Raw genomic sequence first — 25,209 nt, 5'->3', positions numbered from 1 at the left:
CGCCCACCGAGATCTTCAAGCAGCCAGAGCAGCCCCGCGCATTCGCCGTGAATCAGCGCACCATCGTCGGCAGCCTGACGTAAATCGCGGCGAATGTCATCGCGAATAGATAGCGCGTCGGCATGCTCTTCCGGGAATCCACCGGGCACGATGTAGCCTTCGGCTTCCGGCAGTTCGTCAACCAATGGGTCAAAATCCACGACCTCGGCTCCAGCAGCCCGCAATAGCTCACGGTGCTCTGCATAGGTAAACGAGAACGCAGGACCCGCCGCGACCGCCACGCGCACGCGGCGCTGAGTAGCCAGCGGTGCAACGAACTGTGCGGGGTCCCATGGCTCAGCTGGATAGGGCTGCCGGGCAAGCTGGACAATCCGGTCGATGTCGATGTACGTCTCCACCAAGTTGGCCATCGATTCAATGACCGCTTCTAGCTGCTCACCCTGCTCGACTGCAGTGACCAGCCCCAAATGCCTACTGGGCACCTCAATATCAGTCACTCGCGGAATCGCGCCGAGCACCTCGACACCCATGGCCTCCACAGAACGGGTAATGATGTCCGCATGCCGCGGGCTGCCCACCTGATTAATAATCACGCCACTGACACGGACATCAGTGCGAAGCGTGGAGAAACCGTGAACAACAGCCGCCGCCGACTGCGACATATGCCGGGCATCAATAACCAACACCACCGGCAGTCCCAGCAGCGAGGCAATCTCGGCCGTCGACCCCTCCACCGATAGCGGGTCGTCACCAATGCGGCCGTCGAACAGCCCCATAACACCTTCGACCACCGCAATATCGCTGTCGGCAGCTCCGTGTGCGTAGAGCGGCCCAATCATCTCAGGCGAGCACATGAAGGAATCCAGATTGCGCCCGGGACGACCAGCCGCTACCCCGTGATAGCCGGGGTCAATATAATCCGGCCCGACTTTGAATGGTGCCACCGCGTGGCGGCGCGACAGTGCACGCATAAGACCAGTGGAAATTGTGGTCTTGCCCGTGCCCGAGGCCGTCGCCGCAACGACAATTCCAGGCGCTACCACTCGATGCCCTTTTGTCCCTTACGCCCGACATCCATCGGATGCTTAATCTTGGTCATCTCCGTCACCAGATCCGCGACCTCCACCAGCTTCGAATCCGCATCGCGGCCAGTCATCACCACATGCTGGCGGCCGGGACGATTCCTCAATGTCTCCACCACATCGTCGACATCAATCCAACCCCACTTGATTGGGTAGGTGAACTCGTCGAGGACGTAGAAATCGTGCACCTCATTTTCCAGGCGCCGCTTGATCTCCTGCCATCCCTCGGCAGCAGCTGCGGCATGATCCTCCTCGGTGCCCTGCTTACGCGACCAGGACCAGCCTTCGCCCATCTTGTGCCATTCGACCGGGCCGCCCTCCCCCGTGTCGTCGTGCAGCTCGCCGAGCCGACGCATGACAGCTTCCTCGCCAACCTTCCACTTTGCCGATTTCACAAACTGGAAGACACCAATATTCATCCCCTGATTCCACGCGCGCATCGCCATCCCGAATGCCGCGGTGGACTTGCCTTTACCTGGGCCCGTATGCACGGCGGTAATCGGAATCATGCGACGCTGCCTGGTGGTCAGTCCATCATTGGGAATTGATTTGGGGTCAAGCTTTCCTTGTGCCATGGTCTCGATGATAGGCATGGACCACACCCGCCACGGCTTCGGCATTGAGTTCTGAGAGGTTTATGCAGGTGGCACCCAACTCCACACTCATTTCCTGTGCCAACCCCAGCCGCACGCGAGCGCGCTCACAGTCGATAACCACCGTCGCCGCCAACGCTTGACGACGGATCTTTGCGGCCACGGCCCTCGCCTGCTGCAGCCCATTTTTACCTGTTGCTCGGCCATCGGAGAGCAACACCATAATTGCGCGGCGCGTGGGCTCCCGGTGCGCTTCCCGCACCACCACTTCGTGTGCCTTCAGCAATCCTTCAGCCAATGGGGTTCGGCCCCCAGTGCGGACATCTGCGAGGCGACGTACTGCGGTGTCAATAGACTTGGTCGGTGGTAAAACCAATTCGGCACTGTTCCCGCGGAAAGTAATGACAGCGACTTTGTCGCGGCTCTGGTAGGCATCACGCAGCAGCGAAGTGACGGCGCCGGTGACGGCTGCCAGACGGTCGCGCGCGGCCATAGAACCCGAGGTGTCCACAACGAAGACGACCAGATTGGACTCAGTTCCCTGTCGGATGGCGCCGTGAACGTCTTCCGGTTTCAGAGGGATCATGGAGTTGCCCATGCGGGCACCACGATTGGCCGCGGCCAGCACTGTCGCCGGCACGTGGAGACCATGACCGCCACGTTCGGCGCCAATGGTGCTGCCCCGGGGACCAATGGCCTTGGAGCGACGGCCGGAATCTCCTTGGCCGACGCCGTCGACACTGATTTTACGAACGGCGAAAGGGGGCGCCTTCAGCGGCGCGACCTCCCTTCAACCCCGCGGAATTCGACTGTTGTGGCTCCTGAGGTTCGGAGTTGGAGTCGAACTGGGAGACCTGATCAGCCTCGGGCTCTGGATACGATTCCGGATCCGACTCTGACTGATTCTGGTCATCTCGGAACTGCTCCTCTGCATCCTGCAGAGCATCATCGAGCTGCTCCTGGTCCAATCCTGGTTCATCAAAGGGGTCACGGCGACGACGGTGCGGCAGTGCCATTTCTGCAGCTACCTTAATGTCTTCCGCAGTGATCTCAATTGGATTGCCCGGTTGTGGCTGCGCTGACTCGTCCCCAGCTACTCGCCATGCAGCGTGAGCGCGGGCGGTACGTGCAATGACGATGTCGGCTCGCATCCCGTCCACATCAAAAGCAGCGCACACGGTGGCAATTTGACCGAGAATGCTGGGAGTCAATTCGACGTCGTCAAGCAGTGTGCGTGCGCGATCGATGCGAGCGTGTAGTGCCTCGTCGTCGGTGGCGAACCGCGTGACAAAGCTCTCCGGATTGGCGTCAAAGTCGAGTCGACGGGCGACGATCTCCGCGCGGACGGCCGGATCCTTGGAGGCGGTGACGTCGATGGCGAGACCAAAGCGGTCGAGAAGTTGGGGACGCAATTCGCCCTCTTCCGGGTTCATCGTGCCGACCAACACGAACCTGGAGGTGGCGGAGTGCGAGATGCCGTCGCGTTCAACAACCACGCGACCGGTGGCTGCGGCATCGAGCACTGAGTCAACGAGGTGATCCGGCAGCAGATTAATCTCGTCGACATAGAGAATGCCACCGTCAGCAGCGCTGAGTAGGCCCGGATTGAACTGCGCGTGTCCGGTCGTCAGGACGGTCTCCACATCGATGGAGCCCACGACTCGATCTTCCGTAGCGCCGAGTGGCAGGTTCACCAACGATCCGCTGAGAAATGGTGCCAACGCGCGGACCGTAGTGGTCTTGGCTGTGCCCTTCTCACCGCGGATTACCACGCCACCTATCTCCGGGGATAGAGCGGTCAGAATCAACGCAAGCTGTAGTCGCTGCTGCCCGACAATCGCAGTAAAAGGAAAAGTGGGCTCTGTTTGTGCAGTGGTAGCTGACGTGATTTTTTCCATAAACACAGTTCTACCCCACTGCGAGCGGATGGCTCACAGCGGGGTAGAAAATGTTGGCTTAATTGAACTCTTTGAAGCTCTTCAGCGGAGTGCTTAGCGCTCCAACTTCAGGGTCTTCTGGGAAGCCTCCCAGACCTCCTTGAACAGAGCCGGGTCATCAGCCAGGTGCGTGCCGTAGGACGGGACGAGCTCCTTTAGCTTCGGAGCCCACTTGCCCATGTGGCGACCGAAGCAGCGCTCAATCAGGCTGATCATCACGGCCGGGGCGATGGACGCACCCGGGGAGGCACCCATCAGGCCGGCAATGGTGCCGTCCCACGAGTTGATGACCGCGGTACCGAACTCGAGGGTACCGAAGACCGGAGCCTTCATCGGCTTAATGACCTGAACTCGCTGACCAGCGACAATCAGCTCCCAGTCCTCTGGGCGAGCGTTCGGGACGTACTCACGCAGGGACTCGATACGTGCGTCGAAGTCCTTCAGAACCTCAGTAATCAGGTACTTGGTCAGCCCCATCTCCTGGACACCAACACCCATCATGGACGGCAGGTTGGCCGGACGCAGAGACTTAATCAGGTCCAGGTTGTTACCGTTCTTCAGGAACTTCATGTTCCAACCGGCGTACGGACCAAAGAGCAGGCCACGCTTGCCGTCGATAACACGGGTGTCCAGGTGCGGAACCGACATCGGCGGCGTGCCGACGGAAGCCTTACCGTAGACCTTGGCGTCATGCTGGGCAATAACTTCCTCGTTGGTGCAGCGCAGCCACTGGCCGGAGACTGGGAAGCCACCGAAACCACGAATCTCGTTAATACGAGCCTTCTGCAGCAGCGGCAGCGCGTCACCGCCGGCACCGACGAAGACGAAGTTGGCAACCAGGGTGCGAACGTCCTTGGTGTGCAGGTTCTTCACCGTGACAATCCACTTGGAACCGTCGCGCTTCAGACCGGTGACCTCGTGTCCGTAGCGAATCTCAGTACCCATATCGGACAGTGCGGCCAGGTACTGCTTGGTCAGTGCACCGAAGTTAACGTCCGTACCATTCGGGTTACGAATAGCGGAAACCGGCTTGGAGAAGTCACGCCCCTCCGACATCAGCGGAAGATACTCAGCGAAACGGTCCGGATCCTCAATGAGCTCCTGACCGTGGAACAACGGCTCCTTCTCAAGTGCCTCGTAGCGACGACGCATGAACGCCATCTGCTCCGGTCCCTGAGCGAAGGTGGTGTGGTCAACCGGGTTGATGAACTCCTTCGGGTCAGTCAGGGTGCCGTTTTCAATCAGCGAGGTCCACAGCTGGCGGGAAACCTGGAACTGCTCATTAATGGTCTTAGCCTTGGTGACATCGACCTTGCCGTTCTTCTCCGGCGTGTAGTTCAGCTCGCACAGAGCAGAGTGGCCGGTACCAGCGTTGTTCCACGGGGAGGAAGACTCCTTGGCGGGCTGATCGAGACGCTCGAACAGAACCTGTGACCAGGATGGCTCGAGCTCCTTGAGCAGCACACCCAGCGTCGCACTCATTACACCTGCACCGATGAGGACGACATCTACCTCGTCGCCACTGGAAGCAGGAAGCTTGTTATCAGCCATTTTGCTGTCAACATCCTTACTAACTTGATTAGTGATTCAAACTAGCGCTCGCTCACATGCGCGCACACACAACTAAAGACGCAAAAGAGAGCTACCGTCTCAGTCCATAATCTATTGTGGCACACATTCCCACTACCCCCGGTAATCGGCGCTAGGCTTGACCCTGTGACTACCGATATTCCCGATTTCACTACCCCCGCCTTTAACCCCGATAACCTAGGCGAGGGCTACAGCCAACATGTCATCGAACTCGGCCAGGACCCCGACGGCGAGGGGTCGATACGCGCGGTTTTGGTGCGCTACTGCCCCGACTCGTCGGCAAGCGACTTCCAAGCGCGTCCGGCAGTTCTTTGGATCCACGGGATGTCGGACTACTTCTTCCAAAGGCACGTGGCAGAGCGTTACCACTCCGAAGGGTACGCATTTTACGCCATTGACCTGCGCAAGTGCGGGCGCGCTCACCAACCGGGGCAGACTTGGCATGGCTGCAGCGATTTAACGAATTACTTCGAGGATCTCAACGGCGCACTCGCGGTGTTAGACCACGCTGGTCATACAACTGTCACTGTTAATGCGCACTCCACCGGCGGTCTCATTGCCGTTCTCTGGCTCGATTGGCTACGAAGCACAGGCGGCCATTGCTCGCAAGCACTCAATATTTCCGTCACGGCTGCCGTCTTGAACTCACCGTGGCTGACTCTGCACGTTTCCCGGGCAAAGGCTCCCGTGTACTCGCTAGTGGCTCGCGTTATGTCGCGGATTCGCCCCAACAATCTTATTCCGGTGCAGTCTGCGGGCGGCTATGGCAAATCCATTAGCGCCGACCACCAGGGACGCTGGGAGTACAACCGCACTTTCAAGCCGCTGGCTGGCCATGACAAGAACTGGCGTTGGCTCAATGCCATCATCGTCGGCCAGCAACGTGTTAGCCGCGGTATCGACACCGGCGTGCCGACGCTCGTCCTCCACTCGGACAACTACCTTCTCGGTTCCGACTACATCCCGGAGCTCAGTCGCGTTGACTCTGTTCTCAACACTGAACAAATTGCCGATGCCACTGCCCACCTGGGCCCGCAGGCTCGCAACGTCGCGATTCCGGGTGCGCTCCATGACGTGTATCTCTCGGAACCCGAAGCACTAGATCGCGCTTTTGATGAGACCTTCCAGTTCCTCGCCACGGTCAAGCCGGGAGGCAGCTCAAAATAGGAGCTCGGAATAAATCAGCATTCAGTACGGTTGAACCAAACTAGTTTGACCAGAATGCTAGGAGTGCTTGTGACCACTGAGAATTCGCCTGAGACTACCCCACGCCACTACGACGTCATCATTATCGGAACAGGGTCCGGCAATTCCATTCCAGCCCCGGACTACGACAATGTCCGTATCGCTCTGGTGGAGGAAGGACGTTTCGGCGGTACTTGCCTCAACGTTGGGTGCATTCCCACCAAGATGTTCGTTCTGGCCGCTGATGCCGCCCGCAACATCCGCGAGGCCAGCCGCCTGGGCGTGCACGGCACCTTCAGCTCCGTTGATCTCAAGCAAATCCAGGATCGCGTTTTCGCCCAGCGAGTCGACCAGATTGCCGACGGCGGCGAGGCATACCGCCGCGGGGACGAGACTCCCAATATCGATGTCTACGACCGCCACGCAACGTTCGTCGGCCCCCGCACTATTCGCACTGGCATCGGCGAGGAAATTGTCGACATCACAGCCGACAACATCATCATCGCTGCAGGATCCCGCCCGCATGTCCCGAGCCTCATCACACAGTCCGGGGTGGATTACTACACCAACGAGAACATCATGCGCGTCGACAAGCTTCCGCGCGAAATGATTGTCGTCGGCGGTGGCTACATCGCTAGCGAGTTCGCGCACGTCTTCGCATCCTTCGGTACGAAGGTGCACATGCTGGTGCGCTCCGATGTCATGCTGCGTGGCTCCGATGCCGCTATCTCCGAGCGTTTCCACGAGGTTGCCGCCCGTGACATTGACATCCGTATGAACACCTCCATCACTGAACTCTCCCAGGAGGGCGAGATCGTCACGGCCACGCTTGACGACGGCACGGAGCTCGCAGCCGATGCCCTGCTAGTGGCAACCGGACGCATCCCCAACGGTGACCGTATGGATCTTGCAGCCGGTGGTGTGGAGATGCACGACGATGGTCGCATCAAGGTTGACCAGTACGGTCGCACCTCAGCCGAAGGTGTGTGGGCGCTGGGCGATGTCTCTAGCCCGTACCAGCTGAAGCATATCGCCAACCATGAGGCCAAGGTGGTCTTCCACAACGTGCTGAACCCGTCCGACCTGCGTGAATTTGACCACCGCTACATTCCGTCGGCAGTCTTCTCACATCCGCAGATCGGTCAGGTCGGTATGACCGAGGACGAAGCTTGCGCCTGGGCTGCGGAAAATGGCACGGACATTACCGTGAAGGTACAGAATTACGGCGACGTTGCCTACGGCTGGGCACTGGAGGATCGCGACGGCTTTGCCAAACTGATTGCGGACCGCGCCACCGGCCGCCTGCTGGGTGCGCACTTCATCGGCGAGCAGGCTGCCACTCTAGTGCAGCAGTGCATCCAGATGATGAGCTTCGAGATGGATGTGCGCGAAGTTGTCACAGGCCAGCACTGGATTCACCCAGCGCTGCCCGAGCTGATTGAAAACGCGATTCTGGGCCTGGAGTTCGATAACTAGCCTAGCTGCTCAATACCTGTGGCCTGGGCCAATGCCGGCCCAGCCAGGTACTCCTCGACTGCATCGGCCAACATGTCGACCTGCCACAGCCGTTCTGCGGCAAACGAAGTAGTAGAGCTGACCTCGAAGCCGTCCCGACCGACGGCAACTGCCACTTCCATCAGCAACTCACGGCGCGCCTGATCATTTTCCAGGTAGCCGTGGCGGTGCGTACCCATCACCATGCCACGCCGCGCCCCTTCTTCTTCAGGCTCAGTGATAAAAGGATGTTCACTGCTTCGCACAACCTGTCCATTGTGCACTTCGTACGAGCCATCCGGGTGACTCACCAGTGTCTTCGTCCCCGCGAATTCAATGTCGGTATCGAACACGCCAAGCCCGTTCACGGTCCCGGCTGCCGACTCCACCGAGTCAGTGATGGTGGTGCAGAGCATTTGGAACCCACCGCAGATGCCAATCAGCGGTAGCCCCCGGGCGGCTCGGTTCTCAAGTACGTCGTCAAGCCCACGCTCGCGCAACCACTTGAGATCGGCGACCGTCGACTTCGTCCCGGGCAACACGACCAGGTCGGCGCGAGCAACGACCGACGGATCGACCGTCCACTGCACGTGTACCCCTGGTTCACAGGCAAGCGCCTCGATATCGGTGGCGTTGGACACGCGCGGCAAGCGAATGGCGGCCACGGACAACGTTTCCGTGCCCAGCGGTGCGTTCGCCGGCCCTACCGACGCACCAGCGACTGTGCCGAGCGAATCCTCCGCATCGATCCACAGCCCCGGAATAAACGGCACCACGCCGAGTACGGGCACACCGGTGTACTCACGCACTACGTCCAATCCCGGCATCAACAGCGAAACATCGCCCCGGAACTTGTTGACAATAAAACCGGTAATTCGCGCGCGGTCTTCGGGGCTCAAAATTGCATGCGTGCCGACGAAATGTGCAAGCACCCCACCGCGGTCAATGTCACCGGCGACCACAACCGGCAAATCAGCGAGCTCTGCCAACCCCATGTTGGCAATGTCTGACTCCCGCAGATTGACCTCGGCAGGACTACCAGCGCCTTCACACAGGACGACATCGAACTGCCCCCGCAGCTCTTCCAATGTCTCCGCAACTACTCCGCGCAGCGCTTTTCTCCGCGACCGGTACGTCAGGGCGCTCGCATGCCCATCAGCCTTGCCCTTCACCACCACCTGACTGGTGTGGTCCGAGCCCGGCTTGAGAAGCACCGGGTTAAAGGAGACATCCGGCTCCAGCCCACAGGCCAACGCCTGCAGAGCCTGCGCGCGCCCAATCTCGCCGCCGTCGAGCGTGACAGCGCAATTGTTGGACATGTTTTGCGCCTTGAAGGGCGCGACGCGCACTCCGCGTCGCGCGAGCAACCGACACATGCCGGCGACCAGAACCGACTTACCGGCATCTGAGGTGCAGCCGGCAATCAGAGCTGCAGGAGCCTGCACTGCTTAGGCCTCGGGCTTCCAACCAGTCTGGAACTGGCCTGGCACGTTCTGCTCATCCGGCAGGGTGAGGATTTCATAGCCGTCGGAGGTCACCAGCACCGTGTGCTCGAACTGAGCGGTGAACTTGAAGTCATCATTCTGCACAGTCCAGCCGTTATCCCAGATGTGGTAAGGCAGCTCACCGAGGTTAATCATCGGCTCGACAGTCAAGGTCATGCCCGGCTCGAAAATGGTATCCTGGCTCGGCTCATCGTAGTGCAACACAATCAAACCATTATGGAACGTGGTCCCGACACCGTGACCGGTGAAGTCCCGAACAGTGTTGTATCCAAAACGCTTAGCGTAGGACTCAATCACGCGGCCGATGACATTAATCTCACGGCCCGGCTTGATGACCTTAATGCCGCGCATGGTGGCATTGTAAGTGCGCTCCACCAGCTGGCTGTGCTCCTCCGAGACATTGCCGGCGAGGAAAGTCGCGTTGGTGTCGCCGTGGACGCCGTTCTTGTATCCGGTGACGTCGACATTGACGATATCGCCGTCTTCAATAACCTGAGTATCCGGAATACCGTGGCAGACAATCTCATTGAGAGACACGCAGCACGACTTCTCAAAACCGCGGTACCCCAGCGTGGACGGGTAGGTGTCGTGATCCAACAGGTACTCGTGCACCACCCGGTCAATCTCATCCGTGGTCACGCCCGGAGCTACGGCCTTGCCGGCCTCCACCAACGCGTTGGCAGCAATGCGAGAGACCTCTCGCATATTTTCAATATCTTCCGGAGTCTGTACCAGCGGCTCGCCGACGCCTTCCTGAACCTCGTCCTTCCAGGCGTACTCCGGCCGTTCAATATGTGCCGGAACGGTACGAATTGGAGTGGATTTTTGCTGAGTAAGTGGAGAACGCTGAGTCATGGAACATACTCTACCCCTACCCCCGGATTAGCCTTTCGGCCTGTGCCGGTTTCAAAGCCAGAAATGCTCTAGCCCTCGTCCCCCGAACCTTCATCGATATTGGCGAAGAAGGCATCGGTAATCGCCACGGCATGCTCCGAACCACCACCGCCAACGATAAGCGTGGCAAAGGCCAAATCATCGCGGTAGCCAGTAAACCAAGCGTGGGAGCCGCCAGCGTACTCGGCCTCACCGGTCTTTGCATAGACTTCACCTCGACCGGCAATGGCCGAACCAGTACCAGAGGTGACCACCGCCCGCATGAGTGTGCGAACCTCATTCAAAACCTCAGGCGGCAGTGGCTTTGATACCTGCGACTGCCAGGTTCCCGCGCTTGGCACGAGTGACGGTGTCGGAGTGCGTCCGGCCGCCACCGTCGCGGAAACCAGCGCCATGCCAAACGGGCTGGCCAAGTCATTGCCCTGCCCATAGCCCGCATCGATACGCTCGACTTCATCACTGCCATCAGACACGCTGCCGGTAATAGTGTCGAGGCCCGCGATGTGATAGTTGATGCCGATGCCGAAGTTCTTGGACTCCTCCTTGAACTGCCCTGGCTCCAACTTGTGAGAGATGTTGCCAAACGTGGTGTTACAAGACCGCGCGAACGCATCGCTCAGCGAGGTATTCCCGACGCCACTTCCGTTGTAGTTGGTGACAATACGCGGCCCGATCTCCATCGAACCTGGGCACGGCACAGTCGATCCCGCATTTAGCCCCTCGTGCTGCACACCTGCGGCGGCAGTGACAATCTTGTACGTCGATCCCGGCGGGAACTGTCCCATCAGCGCAAGGTCGCCGTCCTTATCTGCTTCCGCCGTCTGGGCTACCGCCAGAATCTTGCCGGTCGACGGCTGCACAGCCACCAGCATTGCCTTAGCATCTTGCCGAGTATCGACGGCCTTTTGCGCTGCGTCCTGCACCTTTTTACTAATTGATGCCTGCACCGCCGGCGCTACATCCGGAGACACCTCATAGAGGGTGTCGACGACGGCTCCGCCCTCGTTGGCCGCCACGATATTCCAGCCATCGGCACCGTGATCACCGGTGTCCACTAGTCTTTCCACGCGACTCATCAAATCGGGCGCGAACCCCGGGTCGGGTCGCACCATAGCGGCTTCATCGTTAACCGAAATTCCATCAATGTCAGCGAGATCATCTTTGACACGCTGTGGCGTGGATGCCGGCAACACGATCAGCGAAAAATTACCCTTTCCGCCGCTCGCCTGCTCCCCCACAGCGCGTGCGTCAAGCTTCGGACCGTCTTCCGGCATTTCATTATTGATGACCGTCGCCGCCCGATTAATCGACGACTGCACATTCTCCGCCCCATCACGATGGAGAATTACCCGGTGCACAGTCCCTGGCTCGAGCAAGGCCGCACCGTCCGAGCCAACCACAGACGGACGTGGAGCTGCGATAGTGCGCAATTCTGGGTGTTGGTTACGCCCCAGCTGTGGATGCAGGGATGCTGGCGACCAGCGCAATGCCCAATCCCGTTGCCCAGTCTCAGTCTTGGTCAATGTGAAAGTGGTGTCATATCCCCAGCGTCGCTGATGCGGTAGCTGCCAATTCATGGCGACTTCCGCCGAGGACTGGTTCGAGCTGGAATCGATACCCGCAATCTCATACTCAAGCCCCTCCGGCTGGAGTCCGGCAGTGGCCGCCTTCAGATCTCCTTCAGCGGAGTCCGGGTGATCAGTCAGTGCCGCAGCCTTAGCAATGTCCCCTCCCGCCAGCGCCCCCAGGAATTCCTCTAGCACCTCGCGCCCGGTGTCAGGCCGCGGCGTACACGCGGCGGATGACAACACCAGACCCGTAATTGCCACAGCCGAGATACTGCGAAGCAGGGGCTTGCGGCGCGAAGTTTGTTCCATGTGGGCTGACGTTAGCACCGCTTTGCTTTACGACGATGCTGGCACGCCGCAACCTGCTATCAGCGGTTCAGCACAATTGGATTGACCACGTCAGCGGCCATGACCAGAACGCCGAAGACCAGCAAAACCGCGGTAAAGGCCATAGTAATTGGCATGAGTTTGGTGTAATCGGCAGGCCCAAGCGATGGCTTACCGAATGCCTTGCGAATCACGTCCCGAATGCGTTCATAAATAACAACGGCGATGTGGCCACCGTCGAGTGGCGGCAACGGCACGAGGTTGAACACGGCCAGGAAGTAATTGAGGTTGGCCAGCAATAGGAAAAATGAAGGCCACTGGTTCATCTCCACCAATTCACCGCCGGCACGCGAAGCACCGACGACGCTCATTGGGCTGGCCGGGTCACGCTGAGCACCGAAGATGGACGCAACCACACCGGGAACCTTCTCCGGGATGGAGAGCAGCCCGTTCCAAACCGCCCCAAAAAGACTGCCTGTGAAGCTGGCCGCACCGCCGATGGCGGTCACTGCGTTGTACTCGTGGAGGATAGTCTCTGGTCGCTGGAAGGCGATACCAATCGCTGGCTGGTCGATGTCCTGGCCGTCGTTAGTCTTGCGTTTGACGACTTCCGGGGTGACCGTGACCGTCTGGGTGCTGCCATTGCGGTCGATGGTCATTTTGATGTCGCCACCTGCAGAGCTGCCGATAAGAGACACAGCCTCGGGGTAGGACGTAATCTTGGTGCCATTGATCTTCTCAATCACATCTCCGGCACGTAGCCCTGCGCGCTCTGCAGGACCGGAACCAGTGCAGGGTTCCAGAGTGCCGTCGGCCCGCTGTGCCGGCGAGACGCACTGTACCGCCTGAATGCGCGGGGCCATTTCCTTACCCATATTGGGCAAACCCCACGTCACTGCGATGAAGTAAAGAATGATGAATCCCACGATGAGGTTCATCGCCACCCCACCGAGCATCACGATAATGCGCTGCCACCACGGCTTCTTGTACATAGCGTAGGGCTCTTCGGCAGGATCGATTGGATCCATAGCGGTCATACCTGCGATGTCGCAGAATCCGCCAAACGGAACTGCCTTTACTCCATACTCGGTGTCATGCCCTCCTGCCGCAGCGTGATGCCGCTTGAAGGAAAACAGCGTTGGGCCGAAGCCAATGAAGTACCGACGCACTTGCATTCCACACAGTCGAGCTGCGGTGAGATGGCCCCATTCGTGAAGGGCGATTGTCACCGCGATGCCGATTGCGAAGAGTAAAACTCCAAGAAGAAATGTCACGAGTGCTCACCCTACCCCCACTTTGGGCAAACCAGAACACCGCCGGAGAGTTTCCAGCCGGGCGAAGTCCCAATTTCAGCAAGTTCTAAGGTATCCTTACACCCGATACTCAAGATTGTCTGAAAATGCGCTCAGTCGCTTTCAGCAAAATCGCAGATAGACTGAAGTGCATATAGAGTGCAATTCGCCGAAAGTGTTAACAGGAGGACTTTCAAGTGAGCAACCACGAGCCAAAGGAAGAGATTTACCGCGGCGTCAGCACCCTCGACGAGCCGTCGGCGAAGTGGGGCTGGCACGGCATTAGCAAGAGCGCTATGCAGAAGGCCGGCTGGATTTCTGTGATCTTCCTGCTGGGCATGACCATCGGTAACCACAAGGGCAACGTCGAGAACTGGTGGCTGGTCGCCATTGCTGCCCTTATTGCCATTGGGCTGCTGCTGCAGCTGTTCGCCCCGCAGGGTTCCCAGGTCCGCACCGTTACCGGTCACAACAAGCCGGAAGGCCACATTGAGCCGGAGTGGGCACGTGACCAGGTTAACGGCACTGGTGTCTACGCTAACCTGACCGACTCCCAGCTGCGCTCCTGGAACCGCCTGCCGGAAGGACAGAACCAGTAGAGTTAGCCACTTTTGCAGAAAGTCTGGCCTAACAGCTCTATAGCGACAGCGCACAAAAAGATCCGCACCGAATTCGGTGCGGATCTTTTGCTATTCAGCGACTAAACCTCTTCAGCCGCCAGCTGACCACACGCTGCCGCAATCTCGTTGCCACGGGTATCGCGGACCGTGCACGGCACCCCCTGCGCCTGCACGCGACGGACGAATTCCTCCTGCTGCTTCTTCGGGGAGGCATCCCACTTCGAACCCGGAGTTGGGTTAAGCGGAATGAGGTTGACGTGGACACGTGAGCCCAGAGCGTTGTGGAGCTTCTTGCCCAACAGGTCTGCACGCCAGTCCTGGTCATTAATATCGCGAATCAAAGCGTACTCAATAGATACGCGACGGCCAGTCTTGTCTGCGTAATAGCGAGCTGCATCAAGTACCTCCGCCACTGTAAAGCGATTGTTAATCGGTACCAGCTCATCGCGAAGCTCATCGTCCGGAGTGTGCAGAGACACCGCGAGGGTCACTGACAGGTCCTCGTCGGCAAGCCGTCGGATGTTCGGCGCGAAACCGACCGTAGAAACAGTGACATTGCGCATCGAGATGCCGAATCCCTGCGGCGACGGCCGCGTGATGCGATGGACCGCGGCGAGAACGCGATTGTAGTTCGCGAGCGGCTCGCCCATGCCCATAAATACGATGTTGGTCAGACGACCGCCCTCAGCTGCCATAGTAGCAGCGGCCTCACGAACCTGGTCGACAATCTCCGCGGTGGAAAGATTACGCTGCAGACCGCCTTGACCCGTCGCACAGAATGGGCATGCCATACCGCAACCGGCCTGTGAGGAGATACAGAGGGTCGCACGCCCCGGATACTTCATCAGCACGGATTCCAGCAGCGTACCGTCACCTGCACGCCACAGAGTCTTACGGGTCTCGCCGTCGTCACAGGTGATGTGGCGAACGGGAGTCAACAGAGGTGGGAAGAGACTGTCCTTGACCTTTTGACGATCTGCTTCCGGCAGATCAGTCATCGTCATAGGGTCAGCCTCGAGCCGACCGTAATAGTGCCGGGCAATCTGATCGGCACGGAAGGCCGGCAGGCCCAGTTCCTTGACCGCAGCTTTCCGTTCCTCAACATCGAGGTCCGCAAAATGGGTCGCGGGCATGCCGCGACGTGGAGCTTTAAGAACGATTGGAAGTGAAGATGCCATGATAGCACCCATTTTCGCATGTAATGACGGTTTTGGCCTAATGAGTGACTCGGCAGCCGCAACTAAGTGGACCTTTATAAGTGGTACATACCTGCCAAAACGTGTTGAATGATAGGTATGACTAACGCTAATCAGCCGAATAACGACAGTCCGCTTTTCGATGATGCTCCGTCGCACTCCCCAAATGATTCCGTGGCTCCTGCACCTGAGCAGGACAACCTTCCAGAGCCAGTCGTTGACGCACCGACAGAGAAGGACTCCGCACCGGAGCCAGCGCCCGCCCCTGGCCGGCGCAAGGTGAAAAAGACTACCGCGGGCTCGATGTGGGTTGGCCTGGTCATCAGTGCAGTTTTGCTGATCGTACTGCTGGTGTTCATTCTGCAGAATCAGCAGGAGACCGCACTAAACCTGTTCGGCTGGACCTGGAACTTCCCAGTCGGCGTCGGAATGCTGTTCGCTGCCATCCTCGGCGCCCTCATCACCGCACTCATCGGTGGCTGGCGAATGTTTGATCTGCGCCGCCAGATTCGTAAGGGCGGCAACTAAAGGCCGATTGAACCAGCCAAATTAAACTAGGCTGAATAGCTGCAATATCAGCCACGTCATCGCGGCTGATGGCAGCATGCCATCCAGGCGGTCCATCAGACCGCCGTGGCCCGGCAAAATCGAGGACATATCTTTAATCCCCAGATCTCGTTTGAACTGGGACTCCATCAGGTCACCAAGCGTAGCCGAGATAACCAGGGCGATGCCCAGCACAATGCCCTGCCACCACGGCGCGTGCAACATAAAGATCGCACAGAGCGCTCCAGTAATGGTGGCGAGTACAAGAGAGCCGCCGAACCCTTCCCAGGATTTTTTAGGGCTTACCTTTGGGGCCATCGGATGCTTTCCGAACATTACACCAGCGGCATAGCCTCCGACGTCATTTGAAATAACGCCAATCATGAAGGTCACAATGACCAGACGCGGATCAACCCCCCAGGGATTGTCCATGCGTACCAGCTGCACAGCTAGCGCGGCAAAGAACGGAATCCACATCACCACGAAAACTCCGACTGCGACATCTCGCAGCCAGTTCCGTGGTGCTTCGGCCATCCCGTGTAAGAACAGGCGGACGACCAGCAAGAGCATCAGGGTCGCGGCCAGGCCCATCACCAAACCGTCAATCCCCCAGTAGGCGGACAACCACACCATCAGCTGTCCGCCGAGAATCAGAACCGGGCGAGGGACCTGCCAATCGGACTCACGGAGCCGCTCGCAGACCTCCCAGGTTGCGAGACCAACCGCCCCGGCGACCAGAACGGTCCATGCGAGCGACCCCAGCAACAAGCTGATGATGACGACTGCACCAAGTGCTACGCCCACCGTGATTGCAACCGACAGGTTCCGGCCTGCTGAGTTGCGTGGCTTAATAAGCCGTAGTTCGTCTAGAACACGTTCCTTATTGGACGCTGGCTTCGACGTTGGCATTGGCGCCTCAAATCCCCTCTCCCGGTTGAATATGAAGGCCTAAACCTCCATCAGTTCCGCTTCCTTGCGTTCAACCAAGGAGTCCACCTGCTCGACGTAGTTCTTGGTGACCTGGTCCAGCTCCTTTTCGCCTGCCTGCACCTCATCCTCGCCAGCATCGCCGTCCTTCTGAATCTTCTTCAGAGTTTCCATGCCCTTACGACGGACATTGCGAATCGCGATCTTGGCGTCTTCGCCCTTCGAGCGGGCAACTTTAACCATCTCACGACGGCGCTCCTCGGTCAGCTGCGGGATAGTTACGCGCAGGACCTGGCCATCATTAGTCGGGTTCACACCCAGGTCGGAGTTGCGAATCGCGTTTTCGATGTCGCCCATGACGCTCAGCTCATACGGCTTAATCAGCAGCATGCGCGGCTCTGGAACCGAAATGGTAGCCATCTGGGTAATCGGAGTCGGAACACCGTAGTACTCCGCAATAACGCCGTTGAACATCGCCGGGTTCGCACGGCCAGTGCGAATGTGGGTCAGCTCCTCGCGGCAGTGTTCTACGGAGCTACCGTACTTTTCTTCACAGTCAAGCAGGACTTCATCAATCATTGTGTTTTTAACCTCGGGTTTCTACGCGGGTTCTAGATAGTTCTAGAGCGCTCTGTGGAAAGAACGTATTACGAACAAATTTATCAGCTGTGGACGAGAGTACCGATTTGCTCACCGGCTACCGCGCGCGCAATGTTTCCGTCGGTAAGCAGATTAAACACGAGAATCGGCATGTTGTTGTCCATGCACAGGGAGAAAGCGGTGGCATCCGCAACGCGCAGGTCGCGTTCCAGAACCTCACGGTGGGTGATGTCGTCGAACAGCTCTGCGTCCGGCACCTCACGTGGGTCGGCCGAGTAGACACCGTCAACGGCCTTGGCCATCAGCAGCACCTCGCAGCCGATCTCCAGGGCGCGCTGGGCGGCGGTGGTGTCGGTGGAGAAGTACGGCATACCCATACCTGCACCAAAGATGACCACGCGGCCCTTCTCCAGGTGGCGCTTAGCACGCAACGGCAGGTACGGCTCCGAGACCTGTGCCATATTGATTGCAGTTTGAACGCGGCAGTCCACGCCCTCCTGCTCGAGGAAGTCCTGCAGAGCCAGGCAGTTCATGACCGTGCCCAGCATGCCCATGTAGTCAGAGCGTGCGCGGTCCATGCCGCGCTGCTGAAGCTGTGCGCCACGGAAGAAGTTACCTCCGCCGATGACGACACAGACCTCGACGCCCTTTCGGGAAACTTCCGCAATCTGTCGGGCAACGTTTTGCACCACGTCCGGGTCAACGCCAACCTTGCCGCCACCGAACATTTCACCACCCAGCTTGAGCATCACACGTTTGAAGCCATTGCGCTCGACAGATTCTGCCATGACCATGCACCTTTCTCACACCGTTTAAAAAGTCGCAGACGAGTCTACCCGGTCACGACAGCAAGGCACACTTGACGCTCCGCATTGTCTGCAACATGGCAGCAAAATGCCCCACCCGAAGCAATCGGATGGGGCATTCACACTAGCTAGCAGCTAGAGGTTAGAGCACAAATTACAGCGAATTAGTGCTGACCAACCTCGAAGCGGACGAAACCGGTCAGGGTAACGCCAGCCTCTTCCATGAGCTGCTTAACGGTCTTCTTGCTGTCAGCGACGGAAGGCTGCTCCAGCAGAACAACGTCCTTGTAGAAGCCGTTCAGACGGCCCTCGACGATCTTGGCGATAGCCTGCTCCGGCTTGCCCTCTTCGCGAGTAATCTTCTCGTAGACAGCGCGCTCTGCCTCGACGCGGTCAGCCGGGACATCCTCGCGGGACAGGTACTGAGCCTTCAGAGCGGCAACCTGCATAGCTGCTGCGTGAGCAGTCTCTGCAGCGCCCTCTCCCTCACCGGTGTAAGCAACCAGAACACCGACAGCTGCCGGCAGGTCTGCTGCACGGCGGTGCAGGTAGACAGCGATGTTGTCGCCCTCGAGAGTAGCAGCGCGACGCAGCTCCAGCTTCTCACCGATCTTTGCGGAGAGCTCCTGGGTAGCCTCAGCTGCGGTCTGACCGTCGAGGTCAGCTGCTGCGAGCTCTTCCGGGGAGTTTGCCTTGACTGCTGCGGCAGCGTCGGCGACCTTGTTGGCGAAGTCGATGAACTCCTGGTTCTTGGCAACGAAGTCGGTCTCGGAGTTGACCTCGACCATGGTGTTACCAGAAACAGCAATCAGGCCCTCGGCAGCGGTGCGCTCTGCACGCTTGCCGACGTCCTTTGCGCCCTTAATGCGCAGGATCTCGACAGCCTTGTCGAAATCGCCGTCGGTCTCGACGAGTGCGTCCTTACAAGCCTTCATGCCGGAGCCGGTCAGCTCACGGAGCTTCTTGACATCAGCAGCAGTGAAATTCGCCATGCTGGGCGTTCCTCCTTGTGGTGGTTAGAACTTGTGGTGGTTAGAAAGTTCAGCTTTACTCAGCGGATGCCGTCTCAGTTGCAGCGGAGCCCTCGGCGTCCATCTCTGCAGCCTGGTCGGTGTTCTCAGCGGCGGACTCAATCGGAGCGTCGCCTGCTGCTTCGCGAGCAGCGTTGGCCTCGCGCTCAGCGCGAGCCTTGCGGCCCTCTTCAACAGCGGTGGAGATGATGCGGGTCAGCACGGAAGCAGCGCGGATTGCGTCGTCGTTGCCCGGGATCGGGAAATCAACGTCATCCGGGTCGCAGTTGGTGTCCAGGATGGCAACAACCGGAATGCCCAGCTTCTTAGCCTCGGAGACAGCGATGTGCTCCTTGTTGGTGTCAACAATCCACAGTGCGGACGGAACCTTGGACATGTCGCGAATGCCACCCAGGGTGCGCTCCAGCTTGGTGCGCTCACGGGTCAGCATCAGGATTTCCTTCTTGCCGCGACCCTCGTAGCCGTTTTCAGCAGCGTCCATTGCCTGAAGCTCCTTCAGGCGAGCCAGGCGCTTGGAAACGGTGGCGAAGTTGGTCAGCATACCGCCGAGCCAGCGGTGGTTGACGTACGGCATGTCAACGCGCTCTGCCTCGTTCTGAACGGCTTCCTGAGCCTGCTTCTTGGTACCGACGAACAGGATGTTGCCACCGTGAGCGACAGTCTCCTTGACGAACTCGAAAGCCTCGTCGATGTAGGTCAGGGTCTGCTGCAGGTCGATGATGTAGATACCATTGCGCTCGGTGAAGATGAAACGCTTCATCTTCGGGTTCCAACGACGGGTCTGGTGACCGAAGTGGACACCTGCATCGAGCAGTTCTCGCATGGATACAACAGCCATGTCATATTCAGGGAAGATCCTCACGTCCAGCCTGACTAGGGCTGCGGCTGCTTCCCTTCCTTTCTTATCCGATATAGGTGGTTACAGTTCACGCACAGGCTTTCCCTGTGCCCTAGCGCTCCCCCGCTGCCTCACACCCGACAGATATCCTGCCGAGCACCCGTGAACCAGCCGGAATGGGTCGCGCGCGTAGTCTTTGCGCTAATGACCGCCCATTAAGGCAGACACCGCGAGCGTAATCTTATCTGATACATCGCGCAGGTCGCAATATCTGACACACCCTACTATCCACAGGGCAAAAAGTCATCCACAGCTAGAACCGTTTGCAATGCACTGCCGCTTGTCGACGAGTGCAGCGTCCGCCACACTATCGCGCATGACGACCAAGCAGAGTTTCAGGCGCTCGCTAATGCGCACATTAGCGCTATTCGTGCTCGCTGTCGCGCTAACAACACCCCCAAGCCCACCTGCAGCTACCGGCGAACCAATATCCACTATTGCACATACCTTCCCTGTCCACGGCAAAGTTCTACGCGACTACGCCCCACCGGAAAAACGCTGGCAGCCTGGACACCGCGGAGTTGACCTGAACGCCTCCCCGGGCCAGCCAATCCGCGCCTCAGCGCCCGGTGTGGTGCATTTCGCCGGTTCTATTGCCGGAATGACTTCCGTGTCGATCATGCACGCCGATGGCATCCGCACAACCTATCAGCCCATAGATACCGCACTAGAAAAGGGAGACCGCGTGGCCGCAGGCCAGGTGATTGGCCATCTTGTGGTCAGCGCCAATCATCCCGAACCGGGCCTGCATTGGGGTGCGCTGCGTGGCAAGGACTATCTCAATCCGCTGGATTTGATACAGCGGAGGCCAATCGTGCTCAAGTCCGTGCGCAGTTAAGCGCGCGGATGTGCCCGCTTATGTACTTCACGGAGGCGGTCCGCTGAGACGTGGGTATAAATCTGTGTGGTCGCCAGACTCGAATGGCCGAGCATCTCCTGCACCACACGCAAGTCAGCGCCACCTTCCACCATGGCCGTGGCCGCAGAGTGCCGAAGCGCATGCGGTGAAACATCAGCCCATTTATGAATAACTCGGCGCGCCTGCCGCGGATTCAACCTACCTCCACGCACACCGAGAAAAAGCGCATGTTCAGCCTGTGCGGAAGCATGAAAGTTTCCACGCACCTGGAGCCAGCCTTTGAGCGCCGCCTCCGCTGGCATCCCAAAGGGCACGATGCGCTGCTTGTTACCCTTACCCACTACCGAGATGATGTGGCGGGAGAAGTCCACATCAGAGACGTCGGCCTTGCACAGCTCCTCTACACGCATCCCAGTGGCATACAACAATTCCACGATGGCCAAGTCGCGTGCCGCTACTGCACTGTCCTCAGAAGAGACTTTCTCGATTGCTGCCTCAACCTTCTCCGGCGAGAGCACTTCCGGGAGATGCTGATGCTTCTTCGGTGTTGACAGCCGCAGCGACGGATCAGCATCGAGAAGTTTCCGAGCTACAAGCCAACTACAGAACTGCCGAATAGACGTCGTTAAGCGAGCCAGCGATGACCGCGCAGCCCCCTCCGCATGCTTCGCGCCGAGGTGCGTACGGATGACCGGGGTGGAGAGTTCACTGATGTGGTTCAGGCCGGCGAGGAGGGGGATGAGATCGGCTCGATAGGCGCGGACGGTTGCACCGGAGAGCCTGCGGGAATAAGTCAGCTCATCGAGAAAATCCATGAGTACGGCCTCAATATTGGCGGATAGCCCGAAATCCGAATCAGGCGTGTCGTCTTTATCGGTTGCGCGCTTCACGGTTCTGACCTTAGTCGATGCACGCCGCAAGGCCTCACCAGACAGCGGAAAAGGCAGTGACTCCGACTTTCGCCAGAGCCACTGCCCTATTGCCTCACCCATGTCACAAGCCCGTTTCCGTAACAGTTACTTAGGCTTGCCTTGCCTATATTACTGAGTGTACAGAGAATTGCAATACCTAATTCAAGATTTTTTCGAGATTCTTTGCAGAAGATTTTACTAATACTTCACTAACGCCTCTGTTCCTGGCGCAACCACCCACCCTCCACTCGATTGGTCAGCCCCTGTCCCTGCAGCTCTAACAACAAATGTGTCGTAAGCGCTATGGCTAATCCCGCCTGTGCCGCGACTTTTCCCACTGGTGTTGGCTCCGCAGAATTCAGGGAGTCGTAGACAGCGAGCTCGTTTCGAGAAAGCTTCTGCACCGCCGACTTTTCCCACAACAATTCGAGCTGAGCATCCTCATTCACTGTGCCAACTGACCGATACAGCGACCGCACATTGTCGGCGCTACACACCAGTACAGCCTCGCCACTGCGGATTAGGTCATGACAGCCAGAGGTTGTTTGCAGCGTCACCGGTCCCGGCACTGCTCCCAAAGGCTTGTTTAACCTCACTGCCCAGTTCGCTGTGTTACGCGCCCCTGAACGCCAGCCCGCCTCGACGATTGTGGTTGCTCGTGATAGGGCCGCTACCAGCCGATTCCTAGTCAAGAACCGATGTCGCGCAGGTCGCACTCCCGGTGGATACTCCGTGACCAGCGCACCCCGCTCTGCAATCCGGTCGAAGAGTTCTGCATGCGCCCGCGGATAGTCAACCCCTACACCACCCGCTCCGACCACAACCGTAGTGCCGCCAGCGTCGAGCGCAGCACGATGCGCCGCGGCATCAATCCCCAACGCACCACCACTGATGACACTAACTCCCGCATTCGCGAACTGCCCCGCGAATTGGGCCGCCACTTGTGTCCCGTAGCTGCTGGCCATCCGCGTTCCGACAATCGCCACCGCTTCACTGAGCATCTCCCGCAAGTCACGGCCACGAACCCACAGCGCAAGTGGTGGCGCATCGGCGCGGTCACGGATTTCGAGCGTCGTAAAGCAGGACAGCAGCTCCCCCGGCCACTCTGGGTGCCCCGGATAAATAAGGCGCCAACCCATCGCTGCCGCCAGCTCTAGATCGTGGCCACTCTGGTCAACCTCGGCTCGTGCCTGCGTCGTATTGAGTAGACCTTCCGGCAGCCCGGCGCGAACCTTGATCCTCTCCGCTACCTCTACCGGCCCAAACTCCGTCACGAGTCGCACAATCTGCGGATGCGTCGCCTCTACCACACGATTCAGATAGGCCCACGCGTGAATTTCGTCCATTTTCTCCCCCTTGATAATGGTTCGGTTGTATTAGCCGCCCTCGCGGTCGTGCAGCTTGCAGGCACGTTGCACGTGCTCGAAGGTAAACGCGTCTATCCCCTCGAGATCTGCAAGTGTCCACGCCACTGCGATTACTTTGTCCACTCCCCGCTGGGTAATCTCTCCTTTTCTCAGTTGGAAGTCCAATAGCGCCATCGCCTCCTCGTCCAGGCCCGCGTGACGACGGAGAAGCGAACGTGGCACGCTCGCGTTGGTGACGGCCACTTCGTCGGCAAGACCCAAGCCCTGCCATCGGCGGCAGGCACGGTCACGTGCGGCCTGTACCCGCTCACGAACGGCCGCCGAGGGCTCATTGTCTGCTTTGTTTCTGATGCCCAGATTGGCCCCGGCAGGACTCAGCGTCACGTTGAGATCCATGCGATCGCGAAGCGGCCCCGATAATGCACGACCGTGTTTGGCTCGCTCAGCACTAGAACAGGTGCATTCGCTGGCATATGCCGCCCCACACCGACATGGATTAGTCGCCATGACTAGTTGTGTTCTCGCCGGAAAGGTCACTCGATGATGCGTACGCAGGTGGACGACCACCCCGTTTTCCAGCGGCATCCGCAACGCATCCAATACTGCCGGGCGCATGAGAGTAATTTCGTCCAAAAAGAGCACCCCATGGTGGGCAAGGCTAAGCGCGCCGGGCTTGGGCACGGCACCACCTCCGACTAGCGCTGCCACAGTGGCGCTGTGATGTGGAGCCACAAAAGGCGGATGCTGGACAAGCGTGTCCCTATTATCGAGCGCTCCGGCCACCGAATGCAGCGCGGTAACCTCCAGCTGCTGCCACTTCTGCAATGGTGGCAGAATTGTGGGCAAACGCTCAGCAAGCATGGACTTGCCAGTTCCCGGAGAACCCTGCATGAACAGATTGTGCCCACCTGCTGCGGCTACCTCGAGAGCGAAGCGCGCTTCAGATTGACCATCGACATCGGCTAGGTCTACCGAAAAGGTTTGTTCGCTGGGGTCGTCGTTAAGCGCGGTCCTCAAACCCGATCCGGTGAGCACCCAACCCCATAGCTGTGTGAGGTCAGCTGCGGTACAGACTGCGATGCCGTCGACAAGCGCGGCTTCGGCGGCGTTGGCGGCGGGGACGATAACCCAACGGGCTCCAGCTTCGCGGGCGGCAAGGACCTGCGGTAGCACCCCTAGCACCGGCCGAATGGAACCGTCGAGCCCGAGTTCGCCAATGAGAACCGTCTGACGGAGGCGACCGCGTGCCTCCATGTCATCGTTGGTTGCGATAAGGATGGCGCAGACGATGGCGAGATCAAAGCTGGTGCCGTGCTTGCGGATATGCGCCGGCGACAAACTCACAACGACTTTTGTCTTCGGCCAGAGCAGTTGTGAGTTGGCAACTGCCGTGCGCACGCGATGCTTGGCTTCTCCGACGGCGGCATCGCCGAGCCCACCGATATACATTCCTGGCAAGCCACGCCCAACGTCAGCTTCGACCTGCACAATTGTTCCCTCAATGCCACTGAGGCTGACCGCAAGGGCTGTACCGACAGTCATCTAGCAGTCCCACATGATTCCGTCGCAGATTGCGGGAATGTACGTAACCGCTACGACCGGAGGACTGGATGAAGGGCTGGATACGGTGACTTCTGCGCAGTCGATAATTACGGCATCTAACCAGTAGGTGGAGCTTTCTGACAGCCACCGTGCCGCTGCTTTGCGCAAATGACGAATCTTGGCTGCTGTGATTGCCTCTCTGCCGTCCCCAAACTGACTACTTCGCGAACTGCGCCGCGTTTTTACTTCCACAAAATGCAGCCGACCGTCGACGTCTTCAGCAATAAGATCGAGCTCATAGCGCCCGACGCGTTCATTCCGAGCAATAACTTCCCACCCCTGATCCTCCAACATCTCAGCGACGAAATCCTCCCCGAACTCGCCGAGCTGTCTTGTAGTCAGTTCTTCGAAGTCCTGTGTCATAGCCCCGGTCCCCCTG

The 25,209-nt window shown here is 58.9% G+C and carries 24 protein-coding genes; 5 read left to right on the top strand and 19 right to left on the bottom strand.

Annotated elements, in window-relative coordinates:
• The 5 genes from HMPREF2614_RS08320 to mqo form a co-directional block, all read right to left on the bottom strand.
• The coding region (locus HMPREF2614_RS08320) for a cobyrinic acid a,c-diamide synthase CobB (RefSeq protein ID WP_070560654.1) at window positions 1-1,043 on the bottom strand (1,043 nt) is incomplete at its 3' end.
• Window positions 1,037-1,657: a cob(I)yrinic acid a,c-diamide adenosyltransferase gene (cobO, locus tag HMPREF2614_RS08315; RefSeq protein ID WP_038629567.1), complete on the bottom strand. Its 621-nt coding sequence runs from the start codon at window positions 1,655-1,657 to the stop codon at window positions 1,037-1,039. The genes cobO and HMPREF2614_RS08320, both read right to left, overlap by 7 nt.
• Window positions 1,638-2,315, bottom strand: a complete 678-nt coding sequence (locus tag HMPREF2614_RS08310; RefSeq protein WP_224786679.1) for a vWA domain-containing protein — start codon at window positions 2,313-2,315, stop codon at window positions 1,638-1,640. Before HMPREF2614_RS08310 ends, cobO begins: the two co-directional genes overlap by 20 nt.
• A 106-nt stretch (window positions 2,316-2,421) precedes the next feature.
• On the bottom strand, window positions 2,422-3,573 hold the full coding sequence (locus HMPREF2614_RS08305) for a magnesium chelatase ATPase subunit I (protein WP_038628694.1): 1,152 nt from the start codon (window positions 3,571-3,573) through the stop codon (window positions 2,422-2,424).
• 93 nt (window positions 3,574-3,666) lie between these two features.
• Window positions 3,667-5,163 carry a malate dehydrogenase (quinone) gene (gene mqo / locus HMPREF2614_RS08300; protein ID WP_038628692.1) on the bottom strand — a complete coding sequence of 499 codons (1,497 nt, stop codon included), beginning with the start codon at window positions 5,161-5,163 and terminating at the stop codon, window positions 3,667-3,669.
• A gap of 165 nt (window positions 5,164-5,328) precedes the next feature.
• On the opposite strand from mqo, the gene HMPREF2614_RS08295 reads away from it, so the two are divergent.
• Window positions 5,329-6,369 carry an alpha/beta hydrolase gene (locus HMPREF2614_RS08295; RefSeq protein WP_038628690.1) on the top strand — a complete coding sequence of 347 codons (1,041 nt, stop codon included), beginning with the start codon at window positions 5,329-5,331 and terminating at the stop codon, window positions 6,367-6,369.
• A gap of 69 nt (window positions 6,370-6,438) precedes the next feature.
• A complete protein-coding gene (mtr, locus tag HMPREF2614_RS08290) occupies window positions 6,439-7,863 on the top strand; it encodes a mycothione reductase (protein WP_038629565.1) in 1,425 nt (474 codons plus the stop codon).
• Here mtr and HMPREF2614_RS08285 read toward each other — a convergent pair.
• From HMPREF2614_RS08285 to HMPREF2614_RS08270, 4 genes are all read right to left on the bottom strand, one after another.
• Window positions 7,860-9,326: a cobyric acid synthase gene (locus HMPREF2614_RS08285; protein ID WP_038628688.1), complete on the bottom strand. Its 1,467-nt coding sequence runs from the start codon at window positions 9,324-9,326 to the stop codon at window positions 7,860-7,862. The two genes, mtr and HMPREF2614_RS08285, sit on opposite strands and share 4 nt — an antisense overlap.
• A 3-nt stretch (window positions 9,327-9,329) precedes the next feature.
• Complete coding sequence (gene map, locus HMPREF2614_RS08280) at window positions 9,330-10,241, bottom strand: type I methionyl aminopeptidase (RefSeq protein ID WP_038628686.1); 912 nt, start codon at window positions 10,239-10,241, stop codon at window positions 9,330-9,332.
• Window positions 10,242-10,309: 68 nt separating this feature from the next.
• Window positions 10,310-12,157 carry a penicillin-binding transpeptidase domain-containing protein gene (locus tag HMPREF2614_RS08275; protein ID WP_049181465.1) on the bottom strand — a complete coding sequence of 616 codons (1,848 nt, stop codon included), beginning with the start codon at window positions 12,155-12,157 and terminating at the stop codon, window positions 10,310-10,312.
• A 59-nt stretch (window positions 12,158-12,216) separates the two neighbouring features.
• Window positions 12,217-13,449 carry a M50 family metallopeptidase gene (locus tag HMPREF2614_RS08270; protein ID WP_038628684.1) on the bottom strand — a complete coding sequence of 411 codons (1,233 nt, stop codon included), beginning with the start codon at window positions 13,447-13,449 and terminating at the stop codon, window positions 12,217-12,219.
• A 215-nt stretch (window positions 13,450-13,664) separates the two neighbouring features.
• Here HMPREF2614_RS08270 and HMPREF2614_RS08265 point away from each other — a divergent pair, with 215 nt between their 5' ends.
• The gene (locus HMPREF2614_RS08265) at window positions 13,665-14,066 is read left to right on the top strand and encodes a DUF2631 domain-containing protein (protein ID WP_038628682.1); all 402 of its coding nucleotides are present in this window, start codon (window positions 13,665-13,667) and stop codon (window positions 14,064-14,066) included.
• A gap of 101 nt (window positions 14,067-14,167) precedes the next feature.
• Here HMPREF2614_RS08265 and rlmN read toward each other — a convergent pair whose 3' ends face one another.
• Complete coding sequence (gene rlmN / locus HMPREF2614_RS08260; RefSeq protein ID WP_038628681.1) at window positions 14,168-15,265, bottom strand: dual-specificity RNA methyltransferase RlmN; 1,098 nt, start codon at window positions 15,263-15,265, stop codon at window positions 14,168-14,170.
• 117 nt (window positions 15,266-15,382) lie between these two features.
• On the opposite strand from rlmN, the gene HMPREF2614_RS08255 reads away from it, so the two are divergent.
• Window positions 15,383-15,811 (top strand): lipopolysaccharide assembly protein LapA domain-containing protein, encoded by a 429-nt coding sequence (locus HMPREF2614_RS08255; RefSeq protein ID WP_038628679.1) that lies wholly within the window; start codon window positions 15,383-15,385, stop codon window positions 15,809-15,811.
• Window positions 15,812-15,832: 21 nt separating this feature from the next.
• Here HMPREF2614_RS08255 and HMPREF2614_RS08250 read toward each other — a convergent pair whose 3' ends face one another.
• From HMPREF2614_RS08250 to rpsB, 5 genes are all read right to left on the bottom strand, one after another.
• Window positions 15,833-16,738 carry a phosphatidate cytidylyltransferase gene (locus HMPREF2614_RS08250; RefSeq protein ID WP_038628677.1) on the bottom strand — a complete coding sequence of 302 codons (906 nt, stop codon included), beginning with the start codon at window positions 16,736-16,738 and terminating at the stop codon, window positions 15,833-15,835.
• 39 nt (window positions 16,739-16,777) lie between these two features.
• Window positions 16,778-17,335, bottom strand: a complete 558-nt coding sequence (gene frr / locus HMPREF2614_RS08245; protein WP_038628675.1) for a ribosome recycling factor — start codon at window positions 17,333-17,335, stop codon at window positions 16,778-16,780.
• Between the two features lie 83 nt (window positions 17,336-17,418).
• Window positions 17,419-18,144 (bottom strand): UMP kinase, encoded by a 726-nt coding sequence (gene pyrH, locus HMPREF2614_RS08240; RefSeq protein WP_005509726.1) that lies wholly within the window; start codon window positions 18,142-18,144, stop codon window positions 17,419-17,421.
• A 182-nt stretch (window positions 18,145-18,326) separates the two neighbouring features.
• A complete protein-coding gene (gene tsf / locus HMPREF2614_RS08235) occupies window positions 18,327-19,154 on the bottom strand; it encodes a translation elongation factor Ts (RefSeq protein ID WP_048735543.1) in 828 nt (275 codons plus the stop codon).
• Window positions 19,155-19,209: 55 nt separating this feature from the next.
• On the bottom strand, window positions 19,210-20,031 hold the full coding sequence (gene rpsB / locus HMPREF2614_RS08230; RefSeq protein WP_038628671.1) for a 30S ribosomal protein S2: 822 nt from the start codon (window positions 20,029-20,031) through the stop codon (window positions 19,210-19,212).
• Window positions 20,032-20,407: 376 nt separating this feature from the next.
• Here rpsB and HMPREF2614_RS08225 point away from each other — a divergent pair, with 376 nt between their 5' ends.
• Window positions 20,408-20,929 carry a murein hydrolase activator EnvC family protein gene (locus HMPREF2614_RS08225; RefSeq protein ID WP_038629559.1) on the top strand — a complete coding sequence of 174 codons (522 nt, stop codon included), beginning with the start codon at window positions 20,408-20,410 and terminating at the stop codon, window positions 20,927-20,929.
• Here the strand turns inward: HMPREF2614_RS08225 and HMPREF2614_RS08220 are convergent.
• The 4 genes from HMPREF2614_RS08220 to HMPREF2614_RS08205 all read right to left on the bottom strand — a co-directional run bounded on the left by HMPREF2614_RS08220 (window position 20,926) and on the right by HMPREF2614_RS08205 (window position 25,193).
• A complete protein-coding gene (locus tag HMPREF2614_RS08220; RefSeq protein ID WP_253291864.1) occupies window positions 20,926-21,765 on the bottom strand; it encodes a tyrosine recombinase XerC in 840 nt (279 codons plus the stop codon). The genes HMPREF2614_RS08225 and HMPREF2614_RS08220 overlap by 4 nt on opposite strands.
• A 305-nt stretch (window positions 21,766-22,070) precedes the next feature.
• The gene (gene dprA / locus HMPREF2614_RS08215) at window positions 22,071-23,207 is read right to left on the bottom strand and encodes a DNA-processing protein DprA (protein WP_070560651.1); all 1,137 of its coding nucleotides are present in this window, start codon (window positions 23,205-23,207) and stop codon (window positions 22,071-22,073) included.
• Between the two features lie 30 nt (window positions 23,208-23,237).
• Window positions 23,238-24,770: a YifB family Mg chelatase-like AAA ATPase gene (locus tag HMPREF2614_RS08210; RefSeq protein ID WP_070560649.1), complete on the bottom strand. Its 1,533-nt coding sequence runs from the start codon at window positions 24,768-24,770 to the stop codon at window positions 23,238-23,240.
• On the bottom strand, window positions 24,771-25,193 hold the full coding sequence (locus HMPREF2614_RS08205; RefSeq protein ID WP_053088413.1) for a YraN family protein: 423 nt from the start codon (window positions 25,191-25,193) through the stop codon (window positions 24,771-24,773).
• Window positions 25,194-25,209: the final 16 nt, after the last annotated feature.

The sequence above is a fragment of the Corynebacterium sp. HMSC074C11 genome (assembly GCF_001809455.1).
GTDB classification, from domain to species: Bacteria; Actinomycetota; Actinomycetes; order Mycobacteriales; family Mycobacteriaceae; genus Corynebacterium; species Corynebacterium amycolatum.
The sequence above is the reverse complement of the archived record's forward strand: the minus strand, read 5'-3'. Positions and strand labels throughout refer to the sequence as shown.